Below are 24,729 nucleotides of genomic sequence, written 5' to 3' on the forward strand. Positions count from 1 at the left end.
CATGCACTACGCCGACCCCTTGCGGGTTGCCCAAGATGTGCCGGGGCAACCACGAGAGAGGGGGACGAATCGTCATGGAAAGTTACGAGCTGTACTGCCTGGCCGACCGGCGGTTCTACGACACCCCGACCAAGCGTGGTGCCGAGCATCCGGACTTCGCGCTCTGCTCGCGCCCGGTCCCGGCCGGCTGGCAGCACGCCCCCGGCGACCTGTGGATGCACTACGCGCCGACCGGGCTGCAGCTGCCGGACCAGGGCTGGAAGATCCACGTCTCCGCAGGTCTCGCCGATGCCGAGCGAGCGCTGGCCACGGTCTGGGACTACTGCGTCCCCCGCGGCATCGCGTTCAAGTTCCTCCGCAACGAGCCCGTCCTGGTGATGGTCAACTCCAAGTCCGCGCCGCGTGGTTCGAGCGGCAAGCTGGTGACGATTTACCCGACCGACGAGGCCCAGCTCGAGCTGGTGCTCAAGGAGCTCGACGACCTCCTGCACGGCGTACGAGGTCCGTACATCCTGAGCGATCTCCGCTACGCCGAAGGTCCGCTCTTCGTCCGGTACGGCGCGTTCGTCAGCCGCTACTGCCTGAACGACTCCGGCGAGCGGGTGCTCGCCCTCGCCGACGACGAGGGCCGCCTGGTGCCTGACCACCGCGGCCCGACCTTCTCGATGCCGCCGTGGGCGACGCTGCCGTCCTTCCTCGAGTCCCATCTCGAGGCCCGGAACGCGGTCACCACGAACGAGCTGGCGTACACGATCGAGAGCGTCATCCAGTTCTCCAACGGAGGTGGCGTCTACCTCGGTCACCACAACGACACCGGCGCGCGGGTGGTGCTCAAGGAGGGCCGCCCGCTGGCCGGCCTCGACATGGGCGGCCGGGATGCCGTGGCCCGGATCGGTCACGAGCGAGACATCCTGCAGCGGCTCGACGGACTCGACGTGGTGCCACAGCTGCACGACTCCTTCCAGCTCGGCGAACATCACTTCCTGGTCCAGGAGCACGTCGACTCGAACTCCCTGCAGCGCGAGCTGGTCCGCCGCTATCCGCTGACCCACCCGGACGCAACCGAGGCGGAGCGCGCGGAGTACGCCGACTGGGCCGCTGCCATGGTCGCCCGCGTCGAAGCCGCCGTCCGGCAGTTGCACGAGCGAGGCGTGGTCTTCTGCGACCTGCACCCGGACAACGTGCTCCTCGGTCTCGACGACCGGCTGGTCCTGATCGACTTCGAGGTCGCCACGCTCGCCGAGGAGCAGGCGCGTTCGGCGCTCGCGCATCCCGGCTACGCCGCTCCGGCCGATCGGCAAGGCGTCGACGTCGACCTCTACGCGCTCGCCTGTATCACGCTCGGCCTCTACGCACCCCAGGCGACGATGCTGCTAAATCTCCATCCTGGCAAGGCTTTCCAGCTCGCCGAGATGATCACCGACACGTTCCCGGTGCCTAAGGCAACCATCGACACCGCGGTACGGACGATTGTCGGTCCCGGCGTCAGGAGCGATCCCGAGATGACCGGCCTGGCGCTGCCCGGCAGGGCGCAGTGGGCCGAGGTCCGTTCGGCGCTGACGAAGGCAATCGTTGCCAGTGCGACCCCGGAGCGCGACGACCGGTTGTTCCCGGGCGACATCGCGCAGTTCCAGCCGGGCGGCGGCATCAACCTCGCCACCGGAGCAGCCGGAGTCCTCTACGCCCTGGCCAAGACGGGTGCCGGCCGCTTCCCGCAGTACGACGAGTGGCTGCGCAAGCAGGCCCTGGCCTCCGAGAGTGGCCCAGGCCTGTACGACGGACTGCACGGCGTCGCGCACGTGCTCGACGAGCTCGGCTATCGGCAGGACGCCCTCGACACGATCGACCGGACGCTTGCCGACGACTCCGAGGCTCGCGAACTCGGGCTGCACTCGGGCCTGACCGGTATCGGTCTGAACCTGCTGCACTTCGCAGCGGAGCCCGCCCTGCAGGCCAAGGCGATCCGGGTCCTCGACCTGGTCGCGGACCGGCTGGGTGACATCGACGACGTGCCGGAACTCAGTGGCGGCCCGCATCCGCGGGCCGGTCTGATGTTCGGCTCGTCCGGTCCGGCGCTGCTGTTCCTGCAGGCCTTCGAGTGGTTCGGCGACACGGGACTGCTCGACCTGGCCGAGGTCGCGCTGCGGCAGGACCTCCGCCGCTGCCTGATGACACCGGACGGCATGCTCCAGGTCAACCAGGGCTGGCGGACGCTGCCGTACCTGGAAGAAGGATCGGCCGGCATCGCACTCGTACTGGACCGCTACCTGCGGCACCGCCCGGACGAGGAACTGGCCGCGACACTGGCCGGCCTGCGCCGAGTCACCCACTGCTCGTACTACGTCCAGCCCGGGTTGTTCATGGGCCGCGCCGGCCTGCTGCTGACCGCGGCCGCGCTGGCCGAGCCCCAGGACACCCTCGACGATCTCGTGAACGGCCTCGGCTGGCATGCGATGCCGTTCGCCGGTGGCCTCACCTACCCCGGCAACCAGTTGCTCCGTCTCTCGATGGACCTGGCGACCGGATCGGCCGGCGTCCTGCTGGCCCTGGGAACCGCGCTGCACGAGCAGCCGGTGTCCCTCCCGTTCCTCGGATCTCCCCAGTGGTCCGAGTCCCCATCCCTACTAGGCACATCGAAGGAGGTGTAAACACATGGCACTTCTCGACCTTCAGGGTCTGGAGACCCCCGGTTACGGCGGTTGCGGCGGTCACAACGGTGGCGGCTCGACGCTGACCGTTCTGGGCTGCGCTTCGCACACCCCGAGCAACCTGAGCCTTCTGCTCTGCCACTGATCGGTGCCGGCGCACCGGTTCTGAGTGGCCGGTGCAAGGGTTTCGAAGGCCCTGGGCGGAACCAATCCCGCCCAGGGCCAAACCCACTCCCCGCCGGAAGGAGGACGCATGCACCCCCGACCCCACCCTGCCCCGCGCCTCACCACCAGCCCCCAGCCGTCCCCCACGGCGCAGGCACACCCCACCGGCCACCCCGCCCCGCAGTCGCACCCCAGCACCAACCCGCAGTCGTCTCCCAACGCGCGGTCGCATCCCGCCGACCGCCTCGGCGCGCTGTCCAGCGGCGCACCACACTCGGCCGCCGACGCGCGGACGCGTCCTCCTGTGGCGGCCCGCCCGGACGCTCGGCGGTTGCCGTTGGTCGAGGAGTTGCACGGGCATGCTGTGGCGGATCCTTATCGGTGGCTGGAGGATGCGCAGAGTCCGGAAACCCTGCAGTGGCAGGAGATCCAGGACGAGCTCTGGCTTCAGCACGCCCCGGGCCTGTCGAACCGCTTCCGGTTCCGGACCCGCATCAAGAGCCTCTCCGCCGTCGGCTCGACATCCGCCCCGCTCTGGCGCGGCACCCGCTGTTTCGTACTCCGGCAGCAACCGGCCCAGGAACATCCCGTCCTCTTCGTCGACGACGTCCCGCTGCTGGATCCGCAACAGCTCGATCCCACCGGGTCCACGACTCTCGACAGCTGGCAGCCCTCTCCGGACGGCTCCCTCGTGGCTTATCAGGTCTCCAGCGGAGGCACCGAGCAAGCAAGCCTGTACGTACTCGACGTTGCCACAGGCACCCTCGTGGACGGTCCGATCGACGGCTGCCGCTACTCCCCCGTCGCCTGGCTGCCCGACGGAAAGTCCTTCTACTACGTGCGATTCCGGCACGTCCTGAGACACCGGCTCGGCTCGACCGACGATCTCCAGGTGCTTCCCGGCGAAGCGTCGTACGGGCTGGAGCTCAGCGCCGACGGACGCTGGCTGGCGATCTCCGCGGTCCGCGGTTCCGGCAACGACCTCTGGCTCGCCGACCTGAGCAACGACGAGCCGCCGGTCGTGATCCAGGAAGGCGTCGACGCGATCACCCTGCTGTCCGTCGGACCCGACGGCCGCCTGTACGTCGTCACGACTCGCGACGCGCCGACCGGCCGCATCTGCATCGGCGACCCCGAGGAGCCGCTGGTCTGGCACGACTTCGTCCCCGCCGATCCCGAGGCGCCGCTGAGCAGTCTCGCCGTTCTCGACAAGGTCGTTCTCGTCGGCCGGACCAGACGAGCGCTCGGCGAGATCGCCGTCCACGACCTGGTGACCGGCCGACGGCTCGGCGAGGTCGAGCTACCCGGCGCGGGCTCGGTCGGTTCACTGACCAGCCGTCCCGAAGGTGGCTACGAGGCCTGGTTCAGCTACACGGACAGCGTCACTCCGGCGGCGATCTTCAAGTACGACGCCAGCACGGCTCGGACGAATCGCTGGTCCGACCCACCGGGTGCACTCGGCGAGCTGGACGCCGAGACGCAGGAACTGGAGTACCGCTCGGCCGACGGGACCGCCCTGCGCATGCTGGTGATAGCGAAGCCTGGCGGAACCGGTCCGCGGCCGGCAATCCTCTACGGGTACGGCGGTTTCGGGCAGTCGCTGACTCCGACGTACTCCGCGTTCGCGCTCGCCTGGGTCGAGGCCGGTGGTGTCTTCGTGACCGCGAACCTCCGCGGGGGCGGCGAGGGCGGTGACGACTGGCATCGGGCCGGGACGCTGGGCGGCAAGCAGAAGGTGTTCGACGACTACATCGCTGCGGCCGAGTTCCTGATCGCCGAGGGGTGGACGTCGGCCGATCGGCTCGCGCTCTGCGGTGAGTCCAACGGCGGGCTGCTGGTGGGTGCCGCGCTGACGCAGCGACCGGAACTCTTCGCGGCGGCCGTCTGCTCGGCACCGTTGCTCGACATGGTCCGCTACGAACTGTCCGGACTCGGGGCGAGCTGGGTGTCGGAGTTCGGCTCGGCATCTGATCCGGTCGCCTTCGAGCACCTGCTGAGCTATTCGCCGTACCACCAAGTCGTGCCGGGCGTGAAGTATCCGGCCGTGCTGTTCACGGTCTTCGACGGTGACACCCGCGTCGACCCACTGCACGCCCGCAAGATGTGCGCAGCACTCCAACACGCGACCACCAGCGACCACCCCATCCTCTACCGCCTGGACCACGACTCCGGCCACGGCCCCCGCTCAGCCAGCAAAAGCACTGCCCTGGCCGCCGACATCCTCGCCTTCCTCTCCACCCGCACCAACCTGGCCGAGCGTGGTTCTTCTGGTGAGGCTGGGTTATGAGTGAGGACTTTCGGGCGGTGGTTCGGCGAGGGCGTGGGTGGTTGCCGGTGCTGGGGGTTACCGCGCTGCTCGGGAGTGGGGTGGCACTTGCGTTGCCGACGGCGCTCGGACGGTCGGTCGACGCCATCGTCACCCACCACGGGTACGGGAAGTGGTTCGCGCTCACTGCTGGGCTGATCACGATCGGGATCGTCTGTGCGCTCGTCGAAGTGTTCACCGGTACTGCCTGTGTCGTCAGCACAACGGCGTGGTTGCGGCACCGCCTGGTCAGCAACGTCGTCCGCAGCGGACCCGACGGAACCCGCGAGTTCGACACCGGCGACCTCGTCACCCGGGTCAGCAGCAACGCCGTCGACGCGGCCCAGGCCGGTCCGGCGATCGTCAACGCCATCGCCGCGATCGTGCCCCCGGCGGGAAGCCTGCTCCTGCTCGCACTGATCGACCCCTGGCTAGCAGCCGCGTTCTTCGGCGGCATCCTGCTGGTGATCGGTGTGCTCTGGGTCTTCGCCCGACGCACCGCGGAGATCAGCCTCGCCTACCAAGAGACCCAAGGCCGGATCGCCGGCCTGCTGACCGAGGCGCTCACCGGCCTGCGCACCATCACGGCCGCGGGCACGAACGCCCGCGAAGAACGCCGCATCCTCGCCCTGCTTCCCGAACTGCACAAGCACGGCCTACTCACCTGGCGCGTCCTCGCCCGCTCCGGCGCCCAGGCAGCGATCGTCGGCCCCCTTGTCCTGGTAGCGGTTCTCGCCGTCGGCGGCCTCCAGTTGGTGGCCGGCCGAATCACCGCCGGCGAGCTGTTCGCCGCCGGCCAGTACGCCGTACTCGGTGCCGGCCTCGGCGGTCTGACCGGCGTGCTCGGCGAGCTGGCCCGAGCGCGAGCCGGCAGCCGCCGCGCAGGCGAAGTGTTCGCCGTCGAGACCGTTGCCCACGGCACCCTTTCACTCCCCGGCGGCCCCGGCAGGCTCACCTTCGACGGCGTGTCGGTGATCGTCGGCGAGAAGGTGCTGCTGGCGCACGTGAATCTCGACCTGCCGGGCGGAGCCACGGTCGCCGTGGTCGGGCCGAGCGGCGCCGGCAAGTCGGTGCTCGCCGCCCTGGCCGCCCGGCTGCGCGATCCGTCCGAGGGCCAGGTCCTGCTGGACGGCGTACCGCTGCAAGCAGTGAACCGGCAGACGCTGCGCGCCGCGATCGGCTGCGCCTTCGAGCGTCCCCAGCTGGTCGGGACCACCGTGGGCGACGCGATCTCCCACCACGCGATCAGCACGGTCCGGACCTTGGCCGCCGCCCGCGCGACCCATGCCCACGACTTCGTCAGCCGACTGCCCGACGGCTATCGCACACCGTTGCTCAAGGCACCTATGTCCGGCGGGGAAAAGCAGCGACTCGGCTTGGCCCGAGCCTGGCCGGCCAGCCGGTTGCTGGTGCTGGACGACGCGACCTCCAGTCTCGACACGGCCACCGAGATGCAGATCAGCAAGACGCTGACCGAGGACCGGCACCGCCGTACCAGGCTGATCGTCACGCACCGAACCGCAACCGCCGCCCGCGCCGACCTGGTGATCTGGCTGGACGGTGGAATGGTGCGCGCGACCGGCACGCACGCCGAACTGTGGCAGGACGCCTGCTACCGCGAGGTGTTCGGATGAATCGGGAACTGCGCTACGGCTTCGCCGCCCTCCGTAAACCCCCGGCCCTGAAGCTGGCCGCATGGTCCGTCCCCGAGATCCTGCCGACGGCAATCTACGGCGTCGCCGTCGCCCACGCGACGGACAGCTTCCTGGCCGGGCACGCTTGGCAAGGCATCGCCTGGCTGGCCGGACTCGTCGCCACCGCCTGCCTCGGAGCCGCCGGCGCCCACCAGGTCTACGCCCGCCTCGGCGAACTGGTCGAGCCCCTCCGTGACGACCTCGTACGCCGAGTGGTGGCCGGGGCGCTGCATACCGGCGACGAAGCGGCCGTGGCCCGGCTGAACCGCCAGGTGGAGATCGTCCGCGACACCTTCGCCGGCCTGGTGCTGGTGATCCGGAACTTCGGCGTCACGCTGTTCGGCGTACTGGCCGGGTTGTTGTCCTTGGCACCGATGGTCGCGGTCTTCGTCGTACCGCCGTTCCTGCTGGGGTTCGCGGCTTCGCTGGCAGTGCTCGGTGTCGCCGCGGGCCGGGTCCGCGCCTCGTTGAAGGCCGACGAGGAGTTGGCTACGGCTGCGGGGATGGTGTTCAGCGGAGTTCGCGACATCACGGCGACCGGCTCGGAGGAGTTCGCCGAACGGATCGTCGGCCGGCCGATCGACGAGCAGGCTGCCGCGGAGCGATCGCTGGCCCGGGTGGCCGCTCTGCGGACGTTGTGCTTCGCGCTCGGCGGCTGGGCGCCCTTGCTGATCCTCCTGGCGACAGGGCCCTGGCTCGTCGGTCAGGGCGTCAGCACCGGCACGCTGCTCGGTGGCCTCACCTACGTGCTGATCAGCCTGCAACCGGCCTTGAACACGGTGATGGGAGCGCTGGGAGACAGCGGACTGCGCTATGTCATCACTCTCGGGCGGATCCTGGACAGTACGGCGTACCAGCTCGCGCCACGACCGATGACGGATTCGAAGGGGCACCAGCTCCGGCTGCGCGGACTGACCTTCGCGTACGGCCCGAAAGCCGAACCGGTGCTGGCGGATCTCGACCTGACCGTGACCGAGGGCGAACATCTGGCCGTCGTCGGCCCCAGTGGGATCGGGAAGTCGACCCTGGCCGCGCTCGTCTGCGGAATGCTCACGCCGACCAGCGGCCGGCTCCTGCTCGGCGGCGTGCCGCCCAGCGAACTGTCCACCGACCGGCTGGCGATGACCCGGGTGCTGATTCCCCAAGAGGCCTACATCTTCACGGGTACGGTGCTGGAGAACCTGGTCTACTTGCTGCCGGACGCCTCAGCCGCTGAAGTCGGACAGGCGATCGATGCAGTCGGCGCAGGCGCCCTGGTCGATCGGCTGGGCGGGCTGGAGGCACGGCTACGACCCGCCGACCTGTCGCCTGGTGAACGGCAACTGATCGCGCTGACGCGGGCCTACCTGTCGCCCGCGCCGCTGGTCGTGCTCGACGAAGCGACCTGCTTCCTCGATCCAGACACCGAGCGGCGAGCAGAGGAAGCGTTCGCGGCGCGCGGTGGCACGTTGATCGTGATCGCGCACCGGATCAGCTCGGCCCTTCGAGCGCGACGGATCCTCGTCCTCGACGGCAACAAGGCCGCCCTCGGCACCCACCAGACCCTGCTGCGGACCTCGCCGCTGTACCGCGAGCTACTCGGCCACTGGCAACCCGGAAACCAGGTACAGCGTGATCAGATCCAGCCCGCGTCCTGAGCCTTCCGGATCGCCTCGATCCGGCTACGGGCACCGGTCTTGGTGAGAATCCGGGACAGGTAGTTGCGCACCGTCCCGGTGCTCAGGCTGAGCGTCCGGGCGATCTCCTGCGCGGTCGCGCCGGTGGTGACCTGGCGCAGTACTTCGCACTCCCGATCGGTCAGCGGGTTGTCGCCCGCTTTCAGCGCGGCGACGGCGAGCCGGACATCGACGACCGGCAACCCCTTCGCGACGTCCCGGATCGCCTGGACAAGCTGATCCGTGGTCGCATCGGTCGCGATCAAGCCGATCCGCGGGGCCTGCTTGACCAGCGCCAGGCTGGTCGCGGCGATCGCCTCGTGATCGATCAGTACCAGCACGCCCCGGCCGGTCAGTTTGAGGCACAGGCTCTCGATCCCGATCTTGCCGGGCAGCTGGGGATCCAGCAGCACCACGTGCGGCCGGCGCGTCACCGAGGGCAGGACGTCGTCCGCGCTGTCCAGCTCGGCCACGACCTCGAGATCGGACTCTCTTGCCAACACCGCGGCCAGTGCGCCTCGCACCAAAGTGCCGCGGTGCCCGAGGGCTACTCGGATCACCGCTTCCCCCATCATCTAGATCGCCTCAACCACGGACCCTCCCCGAGGGTGTCCAGGCCCGTGCTTCGATCAACGAGTGAACACCGCAGATGACACGCACGAATCCCGCCGCTGCCCCGGCTGCCAGGCGGTCCTGCCGCTCAGCGACTGGCCCGGCGCCTCGTCGGGGTACAACGCCTCGCCCGAATGCGCCGAGGTCGCCGGGCAACTGCTGGGCTTCGAAGTCGACCACCAGGCCGCCCTCGGCCACCTGCACCAACTCCGGATCGACGCGTACGGCGCCCAGCACGTCGGCCCGCAGACCCGCCCGATCACCACGATCTTCGCGCTCAACGGCCTCTACATGTACTTCGAACGCGGCTCCGGCAACCTCGACGTCCGCACTGCCCACGGCATCATGGCCAACTCGTACTCCGAGTGGCCGGTCCTGACACCACCCACCCGGGTGGGCACGCTCACCGCCCACGCGGTCCTCCAAGCCGCCCCCGATGGGGTCCGGGCGGTCGAGCAACGGCTGATCGAGTGGGCCCGGCAGGTCTGGGAGGCCTGGCCCGGCCAGGACCAGCAGCTGGTACGCGACCTGACCATCCAGCTCGTCCCGGCGCGCTATTTCCATCGCTGATCGGGCCGCTACGTTTGAGCCGCGCCACGGAGGGAACCGCACGCCGGAAACCGTTCTGTTGTTGGGATTTCGCGCGCCGGAGCCGGAAGAAGTTTGTCCGGATTCCGCTACAGGTCTTGCGTTCTCCCCGCAGGTCGCGCACGATGTCTCGGGTCACGTCGTTACCGGGGCGTGACCATTCGGACGCTGTCTCGTGACCTGTCCGGATGCCGTTCCCCTGCACCCCGGAAAGGGAGTGGTACCTCACCAGACTGCGGAGCCCGGTGCGGCCGCCCGAACGGAGTGCGGCCGGCGATCCGAGTCCCACGCACCCAGGTGACGTCCACCTTCACCTCTCCACCGGCCCTCGCACGGGCGGTGCACGAGGTTCTCAGGGGAAGTGCGCACGCGGCTGAATCGGCCGGGCAGGAGGAATTCACCATGCCCAGCTCACAAGGAGCAGAACGCTGATGTCCAAAGCTCGACATGCCCGACCCCGCCGAAGTTCCCGCCGGGTGGTTCGGACCCTCTCGATCGCCGGCCTCGGGGCCGGTATCACCGCCGCCGGCGCGGGCGCTGCCTTCGCGACCGACTACACGGTCAAGCCCGGCGACACGCTCTCCGAGATCGCCCAGGCCCATGGCGCCGACTGGCACCAGCTGGCCAGGCTGAACCACCTGAAAGACCCCGACCTGATCCTGATCGGGCAGACCCTCCAGCTCGACGGTGTGAAGAAGGCCGCCGTCACGGAGCGCCGGACGGTGAAGAAGACGCGGACGGTGCACAAGCCCGAGCGCAAGGCCCGGGCCAGCCGGTCGGAGTCGAAGGCCCCGTCCACCCGCGCGAGCGGCAAGGCGTCCCTGAGCGGCGCCTGGGCCAAGGTGGCCAACTGCGAGTCGAGCGGCAACCCGCGCGCGGTCAGCCCGGCCGGGTACTACGGCCTGTTCCAGTTCGACAAGCAGACCTGGCGCAGCGTCGGCGGTTCGGGCAACCCGATCAACGCCTCGGCGGCCGAGCAGCTGATGCGGGCGAAGAAGCTCTACGCGCAGCGCGGCGCCTCCCCGTGGCCGGTCTGCGGTCGCTACCTCCGCTAGCAACGATTGCCTCGCAGGCGGCGGGGTGCGGGCCCCTCAGTACGCACCCCGTCGCCCGCTAGCGAGACAGCACGAGCATCTTGTCGGCGTTCACCTGGAACTCGTACGGCACCGGACGGATCTCCGCGGTCACGTCCTCGAGTTCATCGAGCAACTCCGGCAGGTAGTGCACCGGCTCGCCGGCGCCTTGCTGGACGAGCGGAAACACGCGCACCTCCGACCGGCTCACCCGGACGAGCTCGCGCAGCGCGGCCAGATGCCAGTCCCGGTCGTACTTGTCGGCCCACGTGAACAGCAGGTGCGAGCAGAGCACCAGCTCGAAGCGCCCGTCGGAGAACGGCAGCTCCGGCAGGCTTCCCGGCACGTACCGCTCCGGCGCGATCGAGACGTCCTGCAGAAACCGGTCCGCGGCCTCGATCCGCAGCTCGTCCTTGCGCGCGGGCGTCCCGTACCAGGTCCAGACGAAGCTGTCCGCATGCTCGTCGATGATCCCGGACGTGGCCGGCAGACTTCGCCGTACGGTGTCCACGAGTTCCGGCGCGGGCAGCTCGTACGCCGGGTCGACGGCGACCGCGTCGACGCCGCGGGCGGCCGCCTCGGCCGTGAAGCTCGCGCCGCCGGCGCAACAGTCGAGCACGGAAACGGGCAGTTCGGTCAGGTCGAACATCGCCTCGTACTCCGCGTACGAGCGAGATGTCACCAGCACAGCGGCTACCTATCTGTCGACAGTGGTCTTCGATCCCATCCGGCGGTCGAGCAGAGCCGCCCCGAACGCCAGCGCCAGGAACAGTAGCGCGACCAACAGACAGTTCAGCAATACCGTCCCGTACCCGTGCTCGGTCACGTTGACGAACGGGTACGGGTAGAACCCCGTGCCTTCGCCGCGAATCAAGGTGAAGGCCAGCCACAGCAACGGGAACACCAGGGACCAGCCGACCACGCGCCGATCGATCTGCCGACGCGGCCCGAACAGCAGCCACCCCAGGACGCCGAGCAGCGGCGTGACCGTGTGGACGAGAAGGTTCACCAACGCGCCCGCACCGGACGGCTCGTCGGTGCCGGCCAGCACCAGGTGATAGACGATCCCGGTCACCGCGATGCAGAGCACGCCGTTGAGGCGCAAGGTCCTGAACAGCACCGTCTGCCACCGCTCGGGATCGAGCGCGAGCAGCAGGCAGGTGCCGCCGAGCAGCAGGTTCGACTGGATCGTGAAATACGCGAAGACGTTGAACACGCGATCGGGATTGTCCGGGAAGTACCCCTCGGTGCTGCCCGCCGTGACGAACAACTGCACCACTATCCCGACGGCCACCACCAGCGCCGTGATCGCGAACCAGATCCGCCCCGCACCGGACTTCGTCATCTCCGCAATGTACGACGCGTCGCCGCCCCCAGCCGGGATCTCGGCGATCCGCACTTCAGCGCCGCCCTACTGGCGACCATTTGCTCAGGCGTTCTGCTTTTGGGTGGAGTAGCTGAAGGAGACGAAGGCGTCGATGACCAGCACGATCGTCCACGTCCAGGCCGGTCCGAGCAGCGCGTCGTACCCGTTGCCGGACAGCAGACCGAGGGCGAGCATCAACCCGCAGCCGATCGCATACGCCAGCAGGTGCCGGAACCAGCCCTGCCGCTCCCGCCGCGCGCGCTCCGGTCCACCCTTCGGCGGCTTGGCCGGACGCGGGGCGCCGGCCAGCCAGTGCGCGGCCCACTTGTCCGCCCACTTGATGGTCTGATGCCCGAAGGCGACGCTCACGCCGATGAAGATCGCGGCCAGCGAATGTGCGAACGACGGCTCCCCGCCGCGACGCAGGTCGATCACCCCTGCGACCAGCATCACCACGTCGACCAACGGCACGCCGGCCAGCAGAACCAGCCCGGCCCTGGGCAACTTCAGCAGATAGCGCGTCACCATCCCGGCGACCAGCAGCACCCAGAACCCGATCTCACAGCCGGCGATCACAGCAAGCAGCACGATGCCCGACCCTCCCTTTATTTAGTACGACCGTGTTTCTACCTCGACAATAACACGACTGTGCTAAAAAGGGTGCATGCCGAAGATCGTCGACCATGACGCCCGCCGCGAGGAGATCGCCCAGGCTCTGTGGCGCGTGGTTCGCCGCGACGGCATCCGGGCCGCCTCTGTGCGGACTGTCGCCGCCGAGGCCGGCTGGTCCGCCGGCGCCGTTCGCTACTACTTCCCCGACCAGGAAGGCCTGCTGAGCTTCGCGATGAATCTGGTCTCGCGCCGCGTGCGGGACCGGATCAGCGCGATCGAACCGGTCGGCAGCGCAACCGCGATCGCGCTGCGGTACCTGGAAGAGGTCATCCCACTGGACAGCGAACGGCAGGCCGAGTTCGACATCTGGCTGTCGTTCGTCGCCCAGGCCCAGACCGACTCCGGCGCCGACGGCCTGCGCAAGCACCTCGACCCGATCCAGGAGGAACTGCGCGAACTGTGCCGCTCGTTGCTCGACAGTCTCGCTGCTGCCGGCGCCCTGAGGAGTGGTCTCGACCTCCGCCTCGAGACCGAACGACTGCACGCGCTGGTCGACGGCTTGTCCTTGCATACGTCGATGCAGCGCAGCCGGACCACGCCGGCCCGGGTCCGCAAGATCCTGGCCGACCACTTGAACACCTTGCAGGCCTGAGAAAAGCAAGCGATTGCGGCACGTACGGACGGTGTCCGACTGCAGACAAGAATGGACAAGGCCTGACCAAAAGGTTGTCCTGCGTGGCACGATCCCCTCATGGAAACCGAGGGGGTGATCGTCGTCAGCGGAATCATGGCGGCCGGCAAGTCCACGGTCTCCCAACTGCTCGCCGAACGGTTCTCCTACGGCGTCCATCTCCGCGGTGACGTCTTCCGCCGGATGATCGTCAGCGGCCAGGCGGCCCGCGACGCCGAGGACGGCGCCGAGGCCCAGAAGCAGCTGAAGCTCAGGTACCGGCTCGCCTGCCAGGCGGCCGACGGCTACGCGCAGGCCGGGTTCACCGTCGTACTGCAGGACGTGGTGATCGGCGAGCTGCTGCGCGAGTTCCTGGACGCCATCGAGACCCGGCCGCGCTACCTCGTCGTACTGACTCCGCGGCCCGAGGTGATCTCCAACCGGCTGGGCGGCGCGCACGACCATTCGGTCGACGAACTCGACTACGAGCTGCACGCCTTCTCGCCGCGGCGCGGACTCTGGCTGGACAACTCCGACCTGTCCCCGCACGAAACCGTCGACGCCATCCTCGGCCGGCTCGACGAAGCACGCTTCGACTGACCTACCACCAGCCACTGTCGAGCGACGTTACCGCGGGGTAGTTTGGGCGGATGGCGACCTCTGTGCGCAGGACCTCGTGCAACTTGTGTGAAGCGATCTGCGGCGTACTCGTGACGGTCGAGGACGGCCGGGTCACCGACATCCGCGGCGACGAGGCCGATCCGCTGTCGCGCGGGCACATCTGCCCGAAGGCGGTCGCGCTCAAGGACCTCCAGGAAGACCCGGACCGTCTGACCAAGCCGGTACGCCGTACGCCGGACGGCTGGGCCGAGCTCGGGTGGGACGAGGCGTACGAACTCGTCGCGACCAAGCTCGGTGAGATTCAGCAGGCGCACGGACGGAACGCCGTCGGGGTGTACCTGGGGAATCCGAACGTGCACAGCCTCGGCGCGATGACACACATGCCGACCGTCGTACGGCTCCTGCGCACCCGTCAGCGGTTCAGCGCGACATCGGTCGACCAACTGCCGCACATGCTCGCCTCGCATCTGCTCTACGGGCATCAGCTGATGGTTCCGGTCGCCGACATCGACCGTACGTCGTACCTGCTGATGCTCGGCGCGAATCCGCTCGCGTCGAACGGCAGCATGATGACCGCGCCGGGCTTCGGCCGGCGACTCAAGGACCTTCGCGGCCGTGGCGGCCGGGTCGTCGTGATCGACCCGCGGCGGACCGAGACGGCGGCGGTCGCCGACGAACACCACTTCGTGCGGCCCGGCACGGATGCGGCCTTCCTGCTCGCGCTCATCCATCAGGTGATCGCGGACGGCAACGCGAAGCCGGCGTCGTACGTCGATGGGCTGGACACGGTCGCCGAGGCCGTCCAGGACTGGACGCCGGAGGCGGCCGCTCGGGTCACCGGGATCGACGCGGACACCATCCGGCGGATCGCTCGCGAGTTCGCGGCCGCCGACAAGGCCGCTTGCTACGGGCGGCTCGGGGTCTCGGCGCAGCAGTTCGGCGCGGTCTGTCAGTGGGCAGTGCAGGTGCTCAACATCATCACCGGGAACCTCGACCGGCCGGGTGGCACGATGATCCCGCGGCCCGCCGTCGACACGCTGCGCGGGATCGGCCGCGGTCACATCGGCGCTTGGAAGAGCCGGGTCGCGGGCCGGCCCGAGTTCGGCGGCGAGTTGCCTGCCGCCGCGATGGCCGAGGAGATCGTGACGCCGGGCGACGGCCAGATCCACGCCATGGTGACGATCGCGGGCAACCCCGTGCTCTCGACTCCGAACGGGCGCGCCCTCGACGAGGCGCTGGACACCTTGTCGTTCATGGTCTCCGTCGATCCGTACATCAACGAGACGACCCGGCACGCCGACGTGATCCTGCCGCCGACGCCACCGCTCGAGCGGGACCACTACGACCTGGCGTTCCACCAACTCGCAGTACGGAACACTGCTCGGTGGAACGACGCCGTGCTGCAGCGGCCGGACGATGCGCGACACGACTGGGAGATCTTCCGCGACCTCGGCCTGGCGTTGCTACGCCGTACGCCGAGAAGCCGGCGGAAGCTGCTGGCGTCCCTTCGTCTGCGGCTGAGCCCGCGCCGCGTGGTCGATCTGGGGCTCCGGATCGGGCCTTACCGGTTGTCGGTGCGGAAGCTGACGAAGTCGGTCGGCGGAATCGACCTCGGGCCGTTGCAACCGGCGCTACCTCAAGCGCTCTACACGAAGAACAAGCGGATCGACCTTGCACCGGGGCTGATCCTCGAAGGGCTGGACCAGGCGCGGGCGGTGTTGCTCGTCGAGGGCGAGGCGGACGACCTGGTGTTGATCGGGCGCCGGCATCTGCGCAGCAACAACTCGTGGATGCACAACTCGGCCCGGTTGGTGAAGGGCAAACCGCGGCACCAGTTGCTGATGAACCCGGACGATCTGAGCAAGCGCGACCTGAAGGACGGCCAACTGGTCCAGGTCAGCTCGGCCGCCGGGTCGGTCGCGGTAGAAGTTGCCGCTAGCAACGACATGATGCCCGGCGTGGTGAGCCTTCCGCACGGCTTCGGCCACGGCCGCCCCGGCACCCACCTGACCACCGCGAACCAGGTCTCCGGAGTAAGCGCCAACGACCTCACCGACGCAACCCTGACCGACAACACGGCCGGCACCGCCGCACTCAACGGTGTACCGGTCACCGTGACGGCGGCCGATTAGTTCGGTACTACGGCCCGCCGGCGCGGCGGGCCGTAGTACGGGAATCAGCTGGGGCGTGGGGGTGGGCCGGAGCTTTGGCGGACGGTGAGGACAGGGGTGGAGTAGAGGTGCGCCTGGTGTGGTGCCCCGTCCAGGAGACCGAAGAGACGGTGTGTGACTTCGGCGCCGTAGGCAACGATGTTGTGGCTCATCGCCGTCAGTGTGGGATGCGTCAGCCGGCACAACGCCGAGTCGTCCCAGGCGATCAGCGTGACGTCGCGGGGCGAGCTCATCCCGAGCCCGGTGATCGCCGACAGGCCGGCCACGGCCATCAGGTCGTTGTCGTAGATGAGCGCGGTCGGCCGATCGGGGGTCGCCATCAGCTGGCGGGTCGCGGCGGCCCCTTCCTCACCGGAGAAGTCCGTGTGGACCACTTGCGCATCGAGGCCGAGCTCACGGGTGATCGCCGCGAACGCCTGGTCCCGGATCCACACATGCCCGTGCTCGGGCGGTCCGGCGACCCGCGCGATCGACTGGTGCCCGAGCCGGGCGACGTGCTCGACCGCAGCGTTCATCGCGGCGGTGCCGTCGGTCCAGACACACGTCAGCCCGTCGGCCAGCGCCGGATGCCCGACCAGTACGGCAGGTAGGTCCAGCTTGCGCAGCAACGGGATCCGTGGATCGTCGACGCGGAGATCCACCACGATCACGCCGTCCACCCGGCGTTCCGCGGCCCACTTCCGGTACGTCGCCATCTCGGCGGCCAGGTCCGGGACGACCTGCAGGGCGAGCGCGTACGACTTCTCACTCAGCACGGACTCCACACCCCCGACGAAGCCCATGTAGAACGGTTCCTCACTGAGGGTCTTGGCCGTCCGGGCCAGGACCAGGCCGAAGGTCTCCGAGCGCGCGGCCGAGAGCTGGCGGGCGGCCCGGTTCGGGACCCACTCCAGTTCGGCGGCGACCTTCAGCACGCGAGCCCGGGTGGCCTCGGAGACCCCCGGCTGGTTGTTCAGCGCGTACGAGACCGCGCCTTTGGAGACGCCGGCCCGTCGGGCGATCTCCTTGATCGTGATTCGGGGCACGATGGCCTCCTTCGAACGGGCGGTCCGAACCGTGACGGGCGGTTCGGCAGGCACCCATTGTGCGGCCGCCGCCTACTGATCGTCTCTAGGTAAGCGCTTGCCATCACTCTCCGCAACATCGCCCACCAAAATTCCTGCGCTGCCACACAGAGTAAGCGAAGGCGGGCAAGCGCTTGCTGTCATCGGCGGACGGAGTTCGGCCGGTGGGATTGAGGGTGGTCGGGCGGGGGGATGCTGGGATAGGCTCAACGCGTTACTTAACCGGTTCGGCAAAATGGTCGGAGGCCGCCAAGGGCAGCGGTCGGTGCTTCGGCGACGAGGAGAGAAAACATGGTCGCAGTGGACAACCTGTCCCTCCAGCTCTACACGGTCCGCTACAAGCTGGAGGAGGACTTCGACGCCACGCTGGCCCGGATCGCGGAGATCGGGTACCGGCAGGTCGAGCCCTTCGGCGTGGTCGGGATGGCCGACAAGCTGGCCGAGGCGCTGCCCAAGTACGGACTGTCGGCACCCACGACCCATGCGGGACTGCTGAAGGAGGACTCGGGCCCGATCTTCGAGGCCGCCAAGCGGCTCGGCATCAGCACGGTGATCGACCCGTTCGTCGACCCGGCGCGCTGGCAGTCGGCCGACGACATCAAGGCGACGGCCGAGGGTCTGAACAAGGCGGCCGCCGAGGCCGCCGAGCACGGCATCACCGTCGGGTACCACAACCACCACTTCGAGCTGGAGTCGGTGATCGACGGCGTGCACGGCCTGGAGATCCTGGCCGAGAACCTGTCCGACGAGGTCATCCTCGAGGTCGACACCTACTGGGCCGCGGTCGGCGGCGCCGACGTACCGGCTCTGCTCGGACGCCTGGGTGACCGAGTCAAGGCGCTGCACGTCAAGGACGGCGACGGCACCCTGAACAACAAGGCCCAGGTGGCGGTCGGCGCCGGCAGCATCGCGGTGACCGACATCCTCAAGGCGTCGCCGGGCACGCTGCGCGTGGTCGAGCTCGACGACTTCGAGGGCGAGATCTTCGACGCGGTGGCGGGCAGCTTCAGCTACCTGACCGGGGAGGACGTTGCATGAGTGCTGTCGGTGTAGGTGTGATCGGCGCCGGAGTCATCTCCGACGCCTATCTGAAGAGCATGCAGAGTTTTCCCGACCTCAAGGTGCTGGCGATCGGCGACCTGCGGCCGGAAGCGGCCAAGGCGAAGGCCGAGGAGTTCGGGATCGAGACCCACGGTGGTCCCGAGGCGGTCCTCGGTCACCCGGACGTGGAGATCGTGGTCAACCTGACCATCCCGATCGCCCACGTCGAGGTGGCGCTGGCAGCAGTTGCCGCAGGCAAGCATGTGTGGAGCGAGAAGCCGTTCTCGCTCGACCAGGAGAGCGGACTCAAGCTGCTCGCGACCGCTCAGGACGCGGGACTCCGGCTCGGTTGCGCACCGGACACCATTCTGGGTCCGGGCCTGCAGGAGTCGCGGCGGATCATCGAGCGCGGCGACATCGGCCGGCCGCTGACCGCGCTCACCCTGATGCAGTCGCCCGGTCCGGAATCCTGGCACCCGAACCCGGCCTTCCTGTTCCAGGAAGGCGCCGGCCCGCTGTGGGACATCGGCCCGTACTACCTGACCACCCTGGTCCAGCTGTTCGGCCCGGTCGCGGCCGTGGCCGGGCTGGGCTCGAAGTCGCGGGAGAAGCGCACGATCGGATCGGGCCCGCTGCAGGGCACCGAGTTCGACGTGACGGTGCCGACGCATGTCAGCGCCATCGCCCGGTTCGAGTCGGGACAGTCGTCGCAGAGCATCTTCAGCTTCGACTCGCCGCTGCAGCGTGCCGGGTTCGTGGAGATCACCGGCTCCGACGCGACCCTGGCCGTGCCCGACCCGAACCGGTTCGACGGCGAGATCAAGATCCGCCGCCGGGACGCGGACGACTGGGAGACCCTGGTCACCACCGAGGCGAGCGCCGAGCGTGGCTCCGGCGTGCTGGAAATGGCCCGGGCGATCCGGGAAGACCGGCCGCACCGGGCCACCGGGGCGCTGGCGTTCCACGTCGTCGACGTGATGGCCTCCATCACCGAGTCGATCGAGACCGGCGCGTTCGTCGATGTGACCAGCACCGTCGAGGTCCCTGCCGTCCTGCCGGACGACTGGGACGTGCACGCCGCCACCCTATGAGCGACGGCTTCCTGGACCCCCGGCGAACCGTTGTGTTCGCCGGGGACTCCGTCACGGACTGCGGCCGCCGGGACGACCCGGCGGGCTTGGGCAACGGCTACGTCCGCAACCTGTACGACGACCTCGAGGCGAGCCGGCCGCGGATCGTCAATGTCGGCATCAGCGGCAACCGCGCGGTCGACCTGGTCGCGCGGTGGCAGGACGATGTCCTCGCCCACCAGGCCGACCTGGTGTCGGTGCTGGTCGGCATCAACGACACCTGGCGCCGCTACGACAAGGGCGATCCGACCTCGACCGAGGAGTTCGAGGCGTCGTACCGCGAGTTGCTGGAACCGCTGACCGCCAAGCTGGTCCTGGTCGAGCCGTTCATGGTGGCGGTGAAACCCGAGCAGCGCGGTTGGCGCGAAGACCTGGATCCCAAGATCGAGGTGGTCAGGCGGCTCGCGGCGGAGTACGACGCGCTGCTGGTCCCGGCCGACGTCGAGTTCAACCGGCAGGCCCTGACCGTCGGCGCGACCACGCTCGCCTACGACGGTGTCCACCCGACGGCCGCCGGCCACCGGCTGCTGGCCGACGTCTGGCGCCGTACCGTCAACTGAACCCTGAACCGGTTCAGCTCCTCCTTCTTTCCGAAAGCGATTCGACCTGTGACTTCTACGCTGCGCACCGTTCCGTTGACCACCGACGGCGGTGCCGCCTGGACCGTGCGGGCGGTCGACGGTCCGGTACCGGACCGGCACAGCGCGCCGCTCGCGGCGCCGGTACCGGCGACCGTGCCGGGCGAGGTGCATACCGACCTGCTCGCGGCCGGCGTGATCCCGGACCCGTTCGACGGCGACAACGAAGCCGAACTCGCCTGGATCGGGAAGACCGGCTGGAGCTACCGGACCGTGTTCGACTGGGAGGCCGACGAGCACGCGGTCCAGGAACTCGTTGCCGACGGCCTCGACACCGCCGCCCGGATCACCCTGAACGGCACCGAACTCGGCCGGACCTGCAACCAGCACAGGTCCTACCGGTTCCCGGTCACCGGCCTGCTCGTTGCCGAGCGCAACGAACTCGTCATCGAGTTCGCGTCGCCGGTCGTGACGGCCAACCGGCTGCGGGACGAGTCCGGGATGTGGCCGCACACGAATCTCCATCCCTACAACGCGATCCGCAAGATGGCGAGCAACTTCGGCTGGGACTGGGGGATCGACGTGGCGGCCGCCGGGATCTGGCGACCGCTGCGGATCGAGTCGTGGAGCGGAGTACGGATCGACTCGGTCCGGCCGCTCGCCGGGCTGGACCGCGACCACGGCGTACTGGACACCAAGGTCGCGCTGGCGTGGGCGGACGGGGCCGGCGACGACGCGACCGTCACCGTCGAGGTGGGCGGCACGATCACCGAGATGACGGTGCCCGCGGGGACCGCCGAGGTCGGCGTCACCTCGACGATCGACGCGGTGGAGCGGTGGTGGCCGCGCGGGTACGGCGAGCAGCCGCTGTACGACGTACAGGTGTCACTCGGGGCCGGGGCGGCTTCGGACGAGTGGGGCGGGCGGGTCGGGTTCCGTACGGTCACGATGGACGTGGCGCCGGACGAGCACGGTGGGCCTTTTGTCCTGTCGGTGAACGGCAAGCCGGTGTACGTGCGCGGGGCGAACTGGATTCCGGACGACGCCTTCGTCACCCGGCTGAACCGTTCGACGTACGAGAAGAGCATTCAGGACGCAGTCGACGCGAACATGAACCTGCTGCGCGTCTGGGGCGGTGGGATCTACGAGAGCGAGGACTTCTACGACGTCTGCGACGAACTCGGCGTCCTGGTGTGGCAGGACTTCCTCTTCGCCTGCGCGGCGTACTCCGAGGACGAGCCGCTGTGGAGTGAGGTCGAGGCCGAGGCGCGTCAAGCGGTCACCCGGTTGAGCCGGCACGCGAGCCTCGCCCTGTGGAACGGCAACAACGAGAACATCTGGGGGTACGTCGAGTGGGGCTGGCGCGCCCCGCTGGCCGGCCGGCCCTGGGGCGAGAAGTACTACTTCGACCTGCTGCCGGGAATCGTGGCCGAGCTCGACCCGCGGACGCCGTACTCGCCTGGTAGCCCGTTCTCGTACGACCGCTACATCCACCCGAACGATGAGCGCAACGGCACGATGCACATCTGGGATGTCTGGAACCAGGTGGACTACTCGACGTACCGCAAGTACAAGCCGCGGTTCGTCTCCGAGTTCGGTTTCCAGGGACCGCCTGCCTGGTCGACGCTCACCTCCGTGGTGCACGACGAACCGCTCGACCCGTACGGCGAACAGATGCTGGTGCATCAGAAGGCGTTCGAGGGCAACCTCAAACTCGAGCGCGGCCTCGGCGACCACCTGCCCAAGTGGGACGGGATCGACGACTGGCACTGGACCACGCAGCTGAACCAGGCGCGGGCCATTGCCTTCGGCATCGAACACTTCCGCAGCCTGTTCCCGTTGAACACCGGCGCGATCGTCTGGCAGCTGAACGACAACTGGCCGGTCGTCTCCTGGGCCGCCGTCGACGGCCACGGCATCCGCAAACCACTGTGGTTCGCCCTGCGCCGCGCGTACGCCGATCGCCTGCTCACCGTTCAGCCACGCGAAGCCGGCCTGGTAGTTGCCGCCCACAACGACACGGACGTTGCCTGGAGCACCGAGGTCGCCGTCACCCGCCGAAGCACCCTCGACGACACGATCCACGCCAGCGAAACCTTCGCCCTCGAGGTCCCGGCCCGCTCCAACACCCTCAACGCACTCCCGGCGTCGATCGCCACCCCCGGCGACCCCACCTCGGAGTACGTCGAAGTCCGCGCCGCCGACGGCAGCACGACGTACTGGTACTTCGTCGAGGACACGGCTCTTCAACTCCGCGCCGCCCCGTACACCACCGAGGTAACCACCACCCCCGACGGCTACGACGTAACGGTCACCGCCACGGCCCTAACCAAAGACCTAGCCCTCTTCCCAGACCGCCTCGACCCCGCATCCCGAGTCGACTCCTGCCTGATCACCCTCACCCCCGGCACCACCCACACCTTCCACGTAACCAACACAACCACCACCCCGGACACCGTCGCCAGCCCGCTCCTACGCTCCGCGAACGACTTGGTCGGACACTGACAACGGTGCGTTTTACCCCGGCTATACATTGAGATTTTAGCCGGGGTAAATTACGCTGCATGGTGAAGGCGGCGAAGTATCGCGTACTGGCGGCAGCGCTGCGGAAGAACGGCTGTGTGGTGCGACAGGGTAAAGGTGATCACGAGGTCTGGACCTGTGGGTGCGGTGAGAGTCACCGGGTCGTGCTCACCCAGACGACCACCATCTCACCAGGGTTGGTCCGTCAAACTGTTCAGCGACTGCCGTGCTTGCCGGAAGGGTGGTTGAAGTGACGAAGACCTACGAGGTGACGGCTCGGCGGTGGGCGCAGGGCTGGGAGTTGCATGTCGCCGGGGTCGGGGTGACCCAGTGCCAGCCGCTTGCGGATGCCGACCGGATGGCGCGTGACTATCTCGCCACCGAGCTCGGCGGGGAGCCTGAGGACTACACCGTCGACGTCCGGCCCGATCTTGGTGGCATCGAGGCCGAAGCGACCGCGGTACGTCAGCGGATGCTGGACGCCCAGGCCGCGGTCGACCGGGCTGCCGACGACATGCGCCAAGTGGTGCGGAAACTCCGCGGAGATGGCCTTTCGGTCCGCGACACCGCGACGATTCTCGAGGTGTCGCCAGGCCGGGTGTCGCAGCTCGCCAACGATCACCCGAAGACGAGGAAGGCCGTTCCCCGGGTGAAGATGCCCCGCCAAGTCGCCTAGAAGATCAGGGACAGGAGGAGGGTCAGGGCCAGGCCCATGATGGAGATGATGGTTTCCATTACGGACCAGGTTTTGATGGTTTCGCCTACGGTGAGGCCGAAGTACTCCTTGACCAGCCAGAAGCCGGCGTCGTTGACGTGGGAGAAGAAGAGGGAGCCGGCGCCGATGGCCAGGACGACCAGGGCGACGTTGGTGTCGTTCAGGCCGGCCGCCAACGGCGCCACGATGCCGGCGGCCGTGACGGTGGCGACGGTGGCCGAGCCGGTGGCCAGGCGAATCAGGACCGCGACGATCCAGCCGAGCACCAACGCGGACAGGCTTGCGGCGACGGCGATCTTGGCGATTGCCGTACCGGTTCCGCCGTCGACGAGGACCTGCTTGAAGCCGCCGCCGGCGCCGACGATGAGCAGCACGCCGACGATCGGGAAGAGGCTCTCGCCGATCTTCTTGCTCAGCACCGAGACCGTGAAACCGACCGCCGTACCGAAGGTGTACATCGCGAGCAGGACGGCGATCAGCAGCGCCACGACCGGGTCGCCGATGAACGCCAGGAACGGGTAGAGCGCCGCGTCCTTGCTCATCCAGACGTCAGCGGCGGCCTTGAGCAGCATCAGCACCACCGGTGACAGCACGGTGATGAGCGTCCAAGCAAAACTCGGGCTCCGAGTCGCCGTCGGATCCTGCGCAGTACCGGCCTCCTCGGCGCCCGAAACCTCCTCCAGACCGTCAGCCGCTCCGGGACCCCGGACCGGCCCGTCCTGGACGCGAGACACTCCCGCCGAACCACTACCCCCGACGCCAACGCCACCGCTGCGAGTCCCGCTGGTCACCGCAAGAGCCGCGCCGGACGCGCCGATCGGCACCCACTGCGCAGCAAAGCGCGCGAAGACGGGCCCAGCCACGGCAACCGACGGAATCGCGACCAGCAGACCGAGCGCCAGCGTGATGCCCACATTCCCGTGCAGGATGCCGATCGCCGCCAGCGGCCCCGGGTGCGGCGGCACGAACCCGTGCAGCACCGACAGACCCGCAAGCGCCGGAATCCCCAGCAGCATCGCCTTGCCACCGGACCGGCGTACGGCCAGCATCACGATCGGGATCAGCAGCACCAGCCCGATCTCGAAGAACATCGGGATGCCGATGATCCCGGCGATCAGCGCCATCTTCCAGGGCAGCGTGGCGGGCCGGCCGCGCAGCAGCGTGTCCACCACCTTGTCGGCGCCGCCGGAGTCCGCGAGCAGCTTGCCGAGCATCGCCCCGAGCGCGATCAGCACCCCGACGTACCCGAGGACACCGCCGACCCCGTTCTCGTACGACTTGGTCACCCCGCCGGCCGCGATCCCCGAGGCCAGCCCGACGAACAGCGCGCCGATCGTCAGCGCGAGGAACGCGTGCAACTTGAGCGCCACGATCAACGCGACGATCAGCGCGATCCCGATCACCGCGACGATCAGGACCCTGGTGTCATGCCCGTTCCAGGGCGCATTCACATCCCCGGCCATGGCCAGCTGAACAAGCTTCATGGGACACCGCCTTT

The 24,729-nt window shown here is 68.7% G+C and carries 21 protein-coding genes; 15 read left to right on the forward strand and 6 right to left on the reverse strand.

The window, feature by feature from the left end:
- Positions 1–74 precede the first annotated feature (74 nt).
- From lanKC to DIZ26_RS32435, 5 genes are all read left to right on the forward strand, one after another.
- On the forward strand, positions 75–2,648 hold the full coding sequence (gene lanKC / locus DIZ26_RS32415; RefSeq protein WP_112248369.1) for a class III lanthionine synthetase LanKC: 2,574 nt from the start codon (positions 75–77) through the stop codon (positions 2,646–2,648).
- 4 nt (positions 2,649–2,652) lie between these two features.
- Entirely contained in the window at positions 2,653–2,793 is a 141-nt protein-coding gene (locus DIZ26_RS32420) for a SapB/AmfS family lanthipeptide (protein ID WP_112248370.1), read from the forward strand.
- Between the two features lie 108 nt (positions 2,794–2,901).
- Entirely contained in the window at positions 2,902–5,100 is a 2,199-nt protein-coding gene (locus DIZ26_RS32425) for a prolyl oligopeptidase family serine peptidase (protein ID WP_112248371.1), read from the forward strand.
- Positions 5,097–6,752: an ABC transporter ATP-binding protein gene (locus DIZ26_RS32430; RefSeq protein WP_112248372.1), complete on the forward strand. Its 1,656-nt coding sequence runs from the start codon at positions 5,097–5,099 to the stop codon at positions 6,750–6,752. Before DIZ26_RS32425 ends, DIZ26_RS32430 begins: the two co-directional genes overlap by 4 nt.
- Complete coding sequence (locus tag DIZ26_RS32435) at positions 6,749–8,449, forward strand: ABC transporter ATP-binding protein (protein ID WP_112248373.1); 1,701 nt, start codon at positions 6,749–6,751, stop codon at positions 8,447–8,449. The genes DIZ26_RS32430 and DIZ26_RS32435 overlap by 4 nt, the downstream gene beginning before the upstream one ends.
- Here DIZ26_RS32435 and DIZ26_RS32440 read toward each other — a convergent pair.
- Positions 8,428–9,042 (reverse strand): response regulator transcription factor, encoded by a 615-nt coding sequence (locus DIZ26_RS32440; RefSeq protein ID WP_232828758.1) that lies wholly within the window; start codon positions 9,040–9,042, stop codon positions 8,428–8,430. The two genes, DIZ26_RS32435 and DIZ26_RS32440, sit on opposite strands and share 22 nt — an antisense overlap.
- A 61-nt stretch (positions 9,043–9,103) precedes the next feature.
- Between DIZ26_RS32440 and DIZ26_RS32445 the strand changes: the two genes are divergently transcribed.
- Complete coding sequence (locus DIZ26_RS32445) at positions 9,104–9,649, forward strand: DUF5946 family protein (RefSeq protein ID WP_112248375.1); 546 nt, start codon at positions 9,104–9,106, stop codon at positions 9,647–9,649.
- Between the two features lie 494 nt (positions 9,650–10,143).
- Positions 10,144–10,722: a transglycosylase family protein gene (locus tag DIZ26_RS32450; RefSeq protein ID WP_232828759.1), complete on the forward strand. Its 579-nt coding sequence runs from the start codon at positions 10,144–10,146 to the stop codon at positions 10,720–10,722.
- A gap of 58 nt (positions 10,723–10,780) precedes the next feature.
- Here the strand turns inward: DIZ26_RS32450 and DIZ26_RS32455 are convergent, their stop codons facing one another.
- From DIZ26_RS32455 to DIZ26_RS32465, 3 genes are all read right to left on the reverse strand, one after another.
- Positions 10,781–11,428, reverse strand: a complete 648-nt coding sequence (locus DIZ26_RS32455; protein WP_112248377.1) for a class I SAM-dependent methyltransferase — start codon at positions 11,426–11,428, stop codon at positions 10,781–10,783.
- 9 nt (positions 11,429–11,437) lie between these two features.
- Complete coding sequence (locus tag DIZ26_RS32460) at positions 11,438–12,085, reverse strand: Pr6Pr family membrane protein (RefSeq protein ID WP_112248725.1); 648 nt, start codon at positions 12,083–12,085, stop codon at positions 11,438–11,440.
- Between the two features lie 84 nt (positions 12,086–12,169).
- Positions 12,170–12,694, reverse strand: coding sequence for a 2TM domain-containing protein (locus DIZ26_RS32465; RefSeq protein WP_112248378.1), 525 nt, complete (start codon positions 12,692–12,694; stop codon positions 12,170–12,172).
- Between the two features lie 76 nt (positions 12,695–12,770).
- On the opposite strand from DIZ26_RS32465, the gene DIZ26_RS32470 reads away from it, so the two are divergent.
- From DIZ26_RS32470 to DIZ26_RS32480, 3 genes are all read left to right on the forward strand, one after another.
- Entirely contained in the window at positions 12,771–13,370 is a 600-nt protein-coding gene (locus DIZ26_RS32470; protein WP_112248379.1) for a TetR/AcrR family transcriptional regulator, read from the forward strand.
- 99 nt (positions 13,371–13,469) lie between these two features.
- Positions 13,470–13,988 carry an AAA family ATPase gene (locus DIZ26_RS32475; RefSeq protein ID WP_112248380.1) on the forward strand — a complete coding sequence of 173 codons (519 nt, stop codon included), beginning with the start codon at positions 13,470–13,472 and terminating at the stop codon, positions 13,986–13,988.
- 50 nt (positions 13,989–14,038) lie between these two features.
- Positions 14,039–16,141, forward strand: coding sequence for a molybdopterin-dependent oxidoreductase (locus DIZ26_RS32480; RefSeq protein WP_112248381.1), 2,103 nt, complete (start codon positions 14,039–14,041; stop codon positions 16,139–16,141).
- Between the two features lie 44 nt (positions 16,142–16,185).
- On the opposite strand, the gene DIZ26_RS32485 is transcribed toward DIZ26_RS32480, so the two are convergent.
- Positions 16,186–17,205: a LacI family DNA-binding transcriptional regulator gene (locus tag DIZ26_RS32485; RefSeq protein WP_112248726.1), complete on the reverse strand. Its 1,020-nt coding sequence runs from the start codon at positions 17,203–17,205 to the stop codon at positions 16,186–16,188.
- A 330-nt stretch (positions 17,206–17,535) separates the two neighbouring features.
- Between DIZ26_RS32485 and DIZ26_RS32490 the strand changes: the two genes are divergently transcribed.
- The 5 genes from DIZ26_RS32490 (at position 17,536) to DIZ26_RS32515 (ending at position 23,192) form a co-directional block, all read left to right on the forward strand.
- The gene (locus DIZ26_RS32490; protein WP_112248382.1) at positions 17,536–18,282 is read left to right on the forward strand and encodes a sugar phosphate isomerase/epimerase family protein; all 747 of its coding nucleotides are present in this window, start codon (positions 17,536–17,538) and stop codon (positions 18,280–18,282) included.
- The gene (locus DIZ26_RS32495) at positions 18,279–19,376 is read left to right on the forward strand and encodes a Gfo/Idh/MocA family protein (RefSeq protein ID WP_112248383.1); all 1,098 of its coding nucleotides are present in this window, start codon (positions 18,279–18,281) and stop codon (positions 19,374–19,376) included. The genes DIZ26_RS32490 and DIZ26_RS32495 overlap by 4 nt, the downstream gene beginning before the upstream one ends.
- Positions 19,373–19,975 carry an SGNH/GDSL hydrolase family protein gene (locus DIZ26_RS32500; RefSeq protein WP_112248384.1) on the forward strand — a complete coding sequence of 201 codons (603 nt, stop codon included), beginning with the start codon at positions 19,373–19,375 and terminating at the stop codon, positions 19,973–19,975. Before DIZ26_RS32495 ends, DIZ26_RS32500 begins: the two co-directional genes overlap by 4 nt.
- A 48-nt stretch (positions 19,976–20,023) precedes the next feature.
- Entirely contained in the window at positions 20,024–22,498 is a 2,475-nt protein-coding gene (locus DIZ26_RS32505; protein WP_232828760.1) for a glycoside hydrolase family 2 protein, read from the forward strand.
- 268 nt (positions 22,499–22,766) lie between these two features.
- Positions 22,767–23,192: a sigma-70 family RNA polymerase sigma factor gene (locus DIZ26_RS32515; RefSeq protein ID WP_112248386.1), complete on the forward strand. Its 426-nt coding sequence runs from the start codon at positions 22,767–22,769 to the stop codon at positions 23,190–23,192.
- Here the strand turns inward: DIZ26_RS32515 and DIZ26_RS32520 are convergent.
- On the reverse strand, positions 23,189–24,715 hold the full coding sequence (locus DIZ26_RS32520) for a GntT/GntP/DsdX family permease (RefSeq protein WP_112248387.1): 1,527 nt from the start codon (positions 24,713–24,715) through the stop codon (positions 23,189–23,191). The two genes, DIZ26_RS32515 and DIZ26_RS32520, sit on opposite strands and share 4 nt — an antisense overlap.
- Positions 24,716–24,729 lie beyond the last annotated feature (14 nt).

The sequence above is a fragment of the Kribbella monticola genome (assembly GCF_003261635.1).
GTDB classification, from domain to species: domain Bacteria; phylum Actinomycetota; class Actinomycetes; order Propionibacteriales; family Kribbellaceae; genus Kribbella; species Kribbella monticola.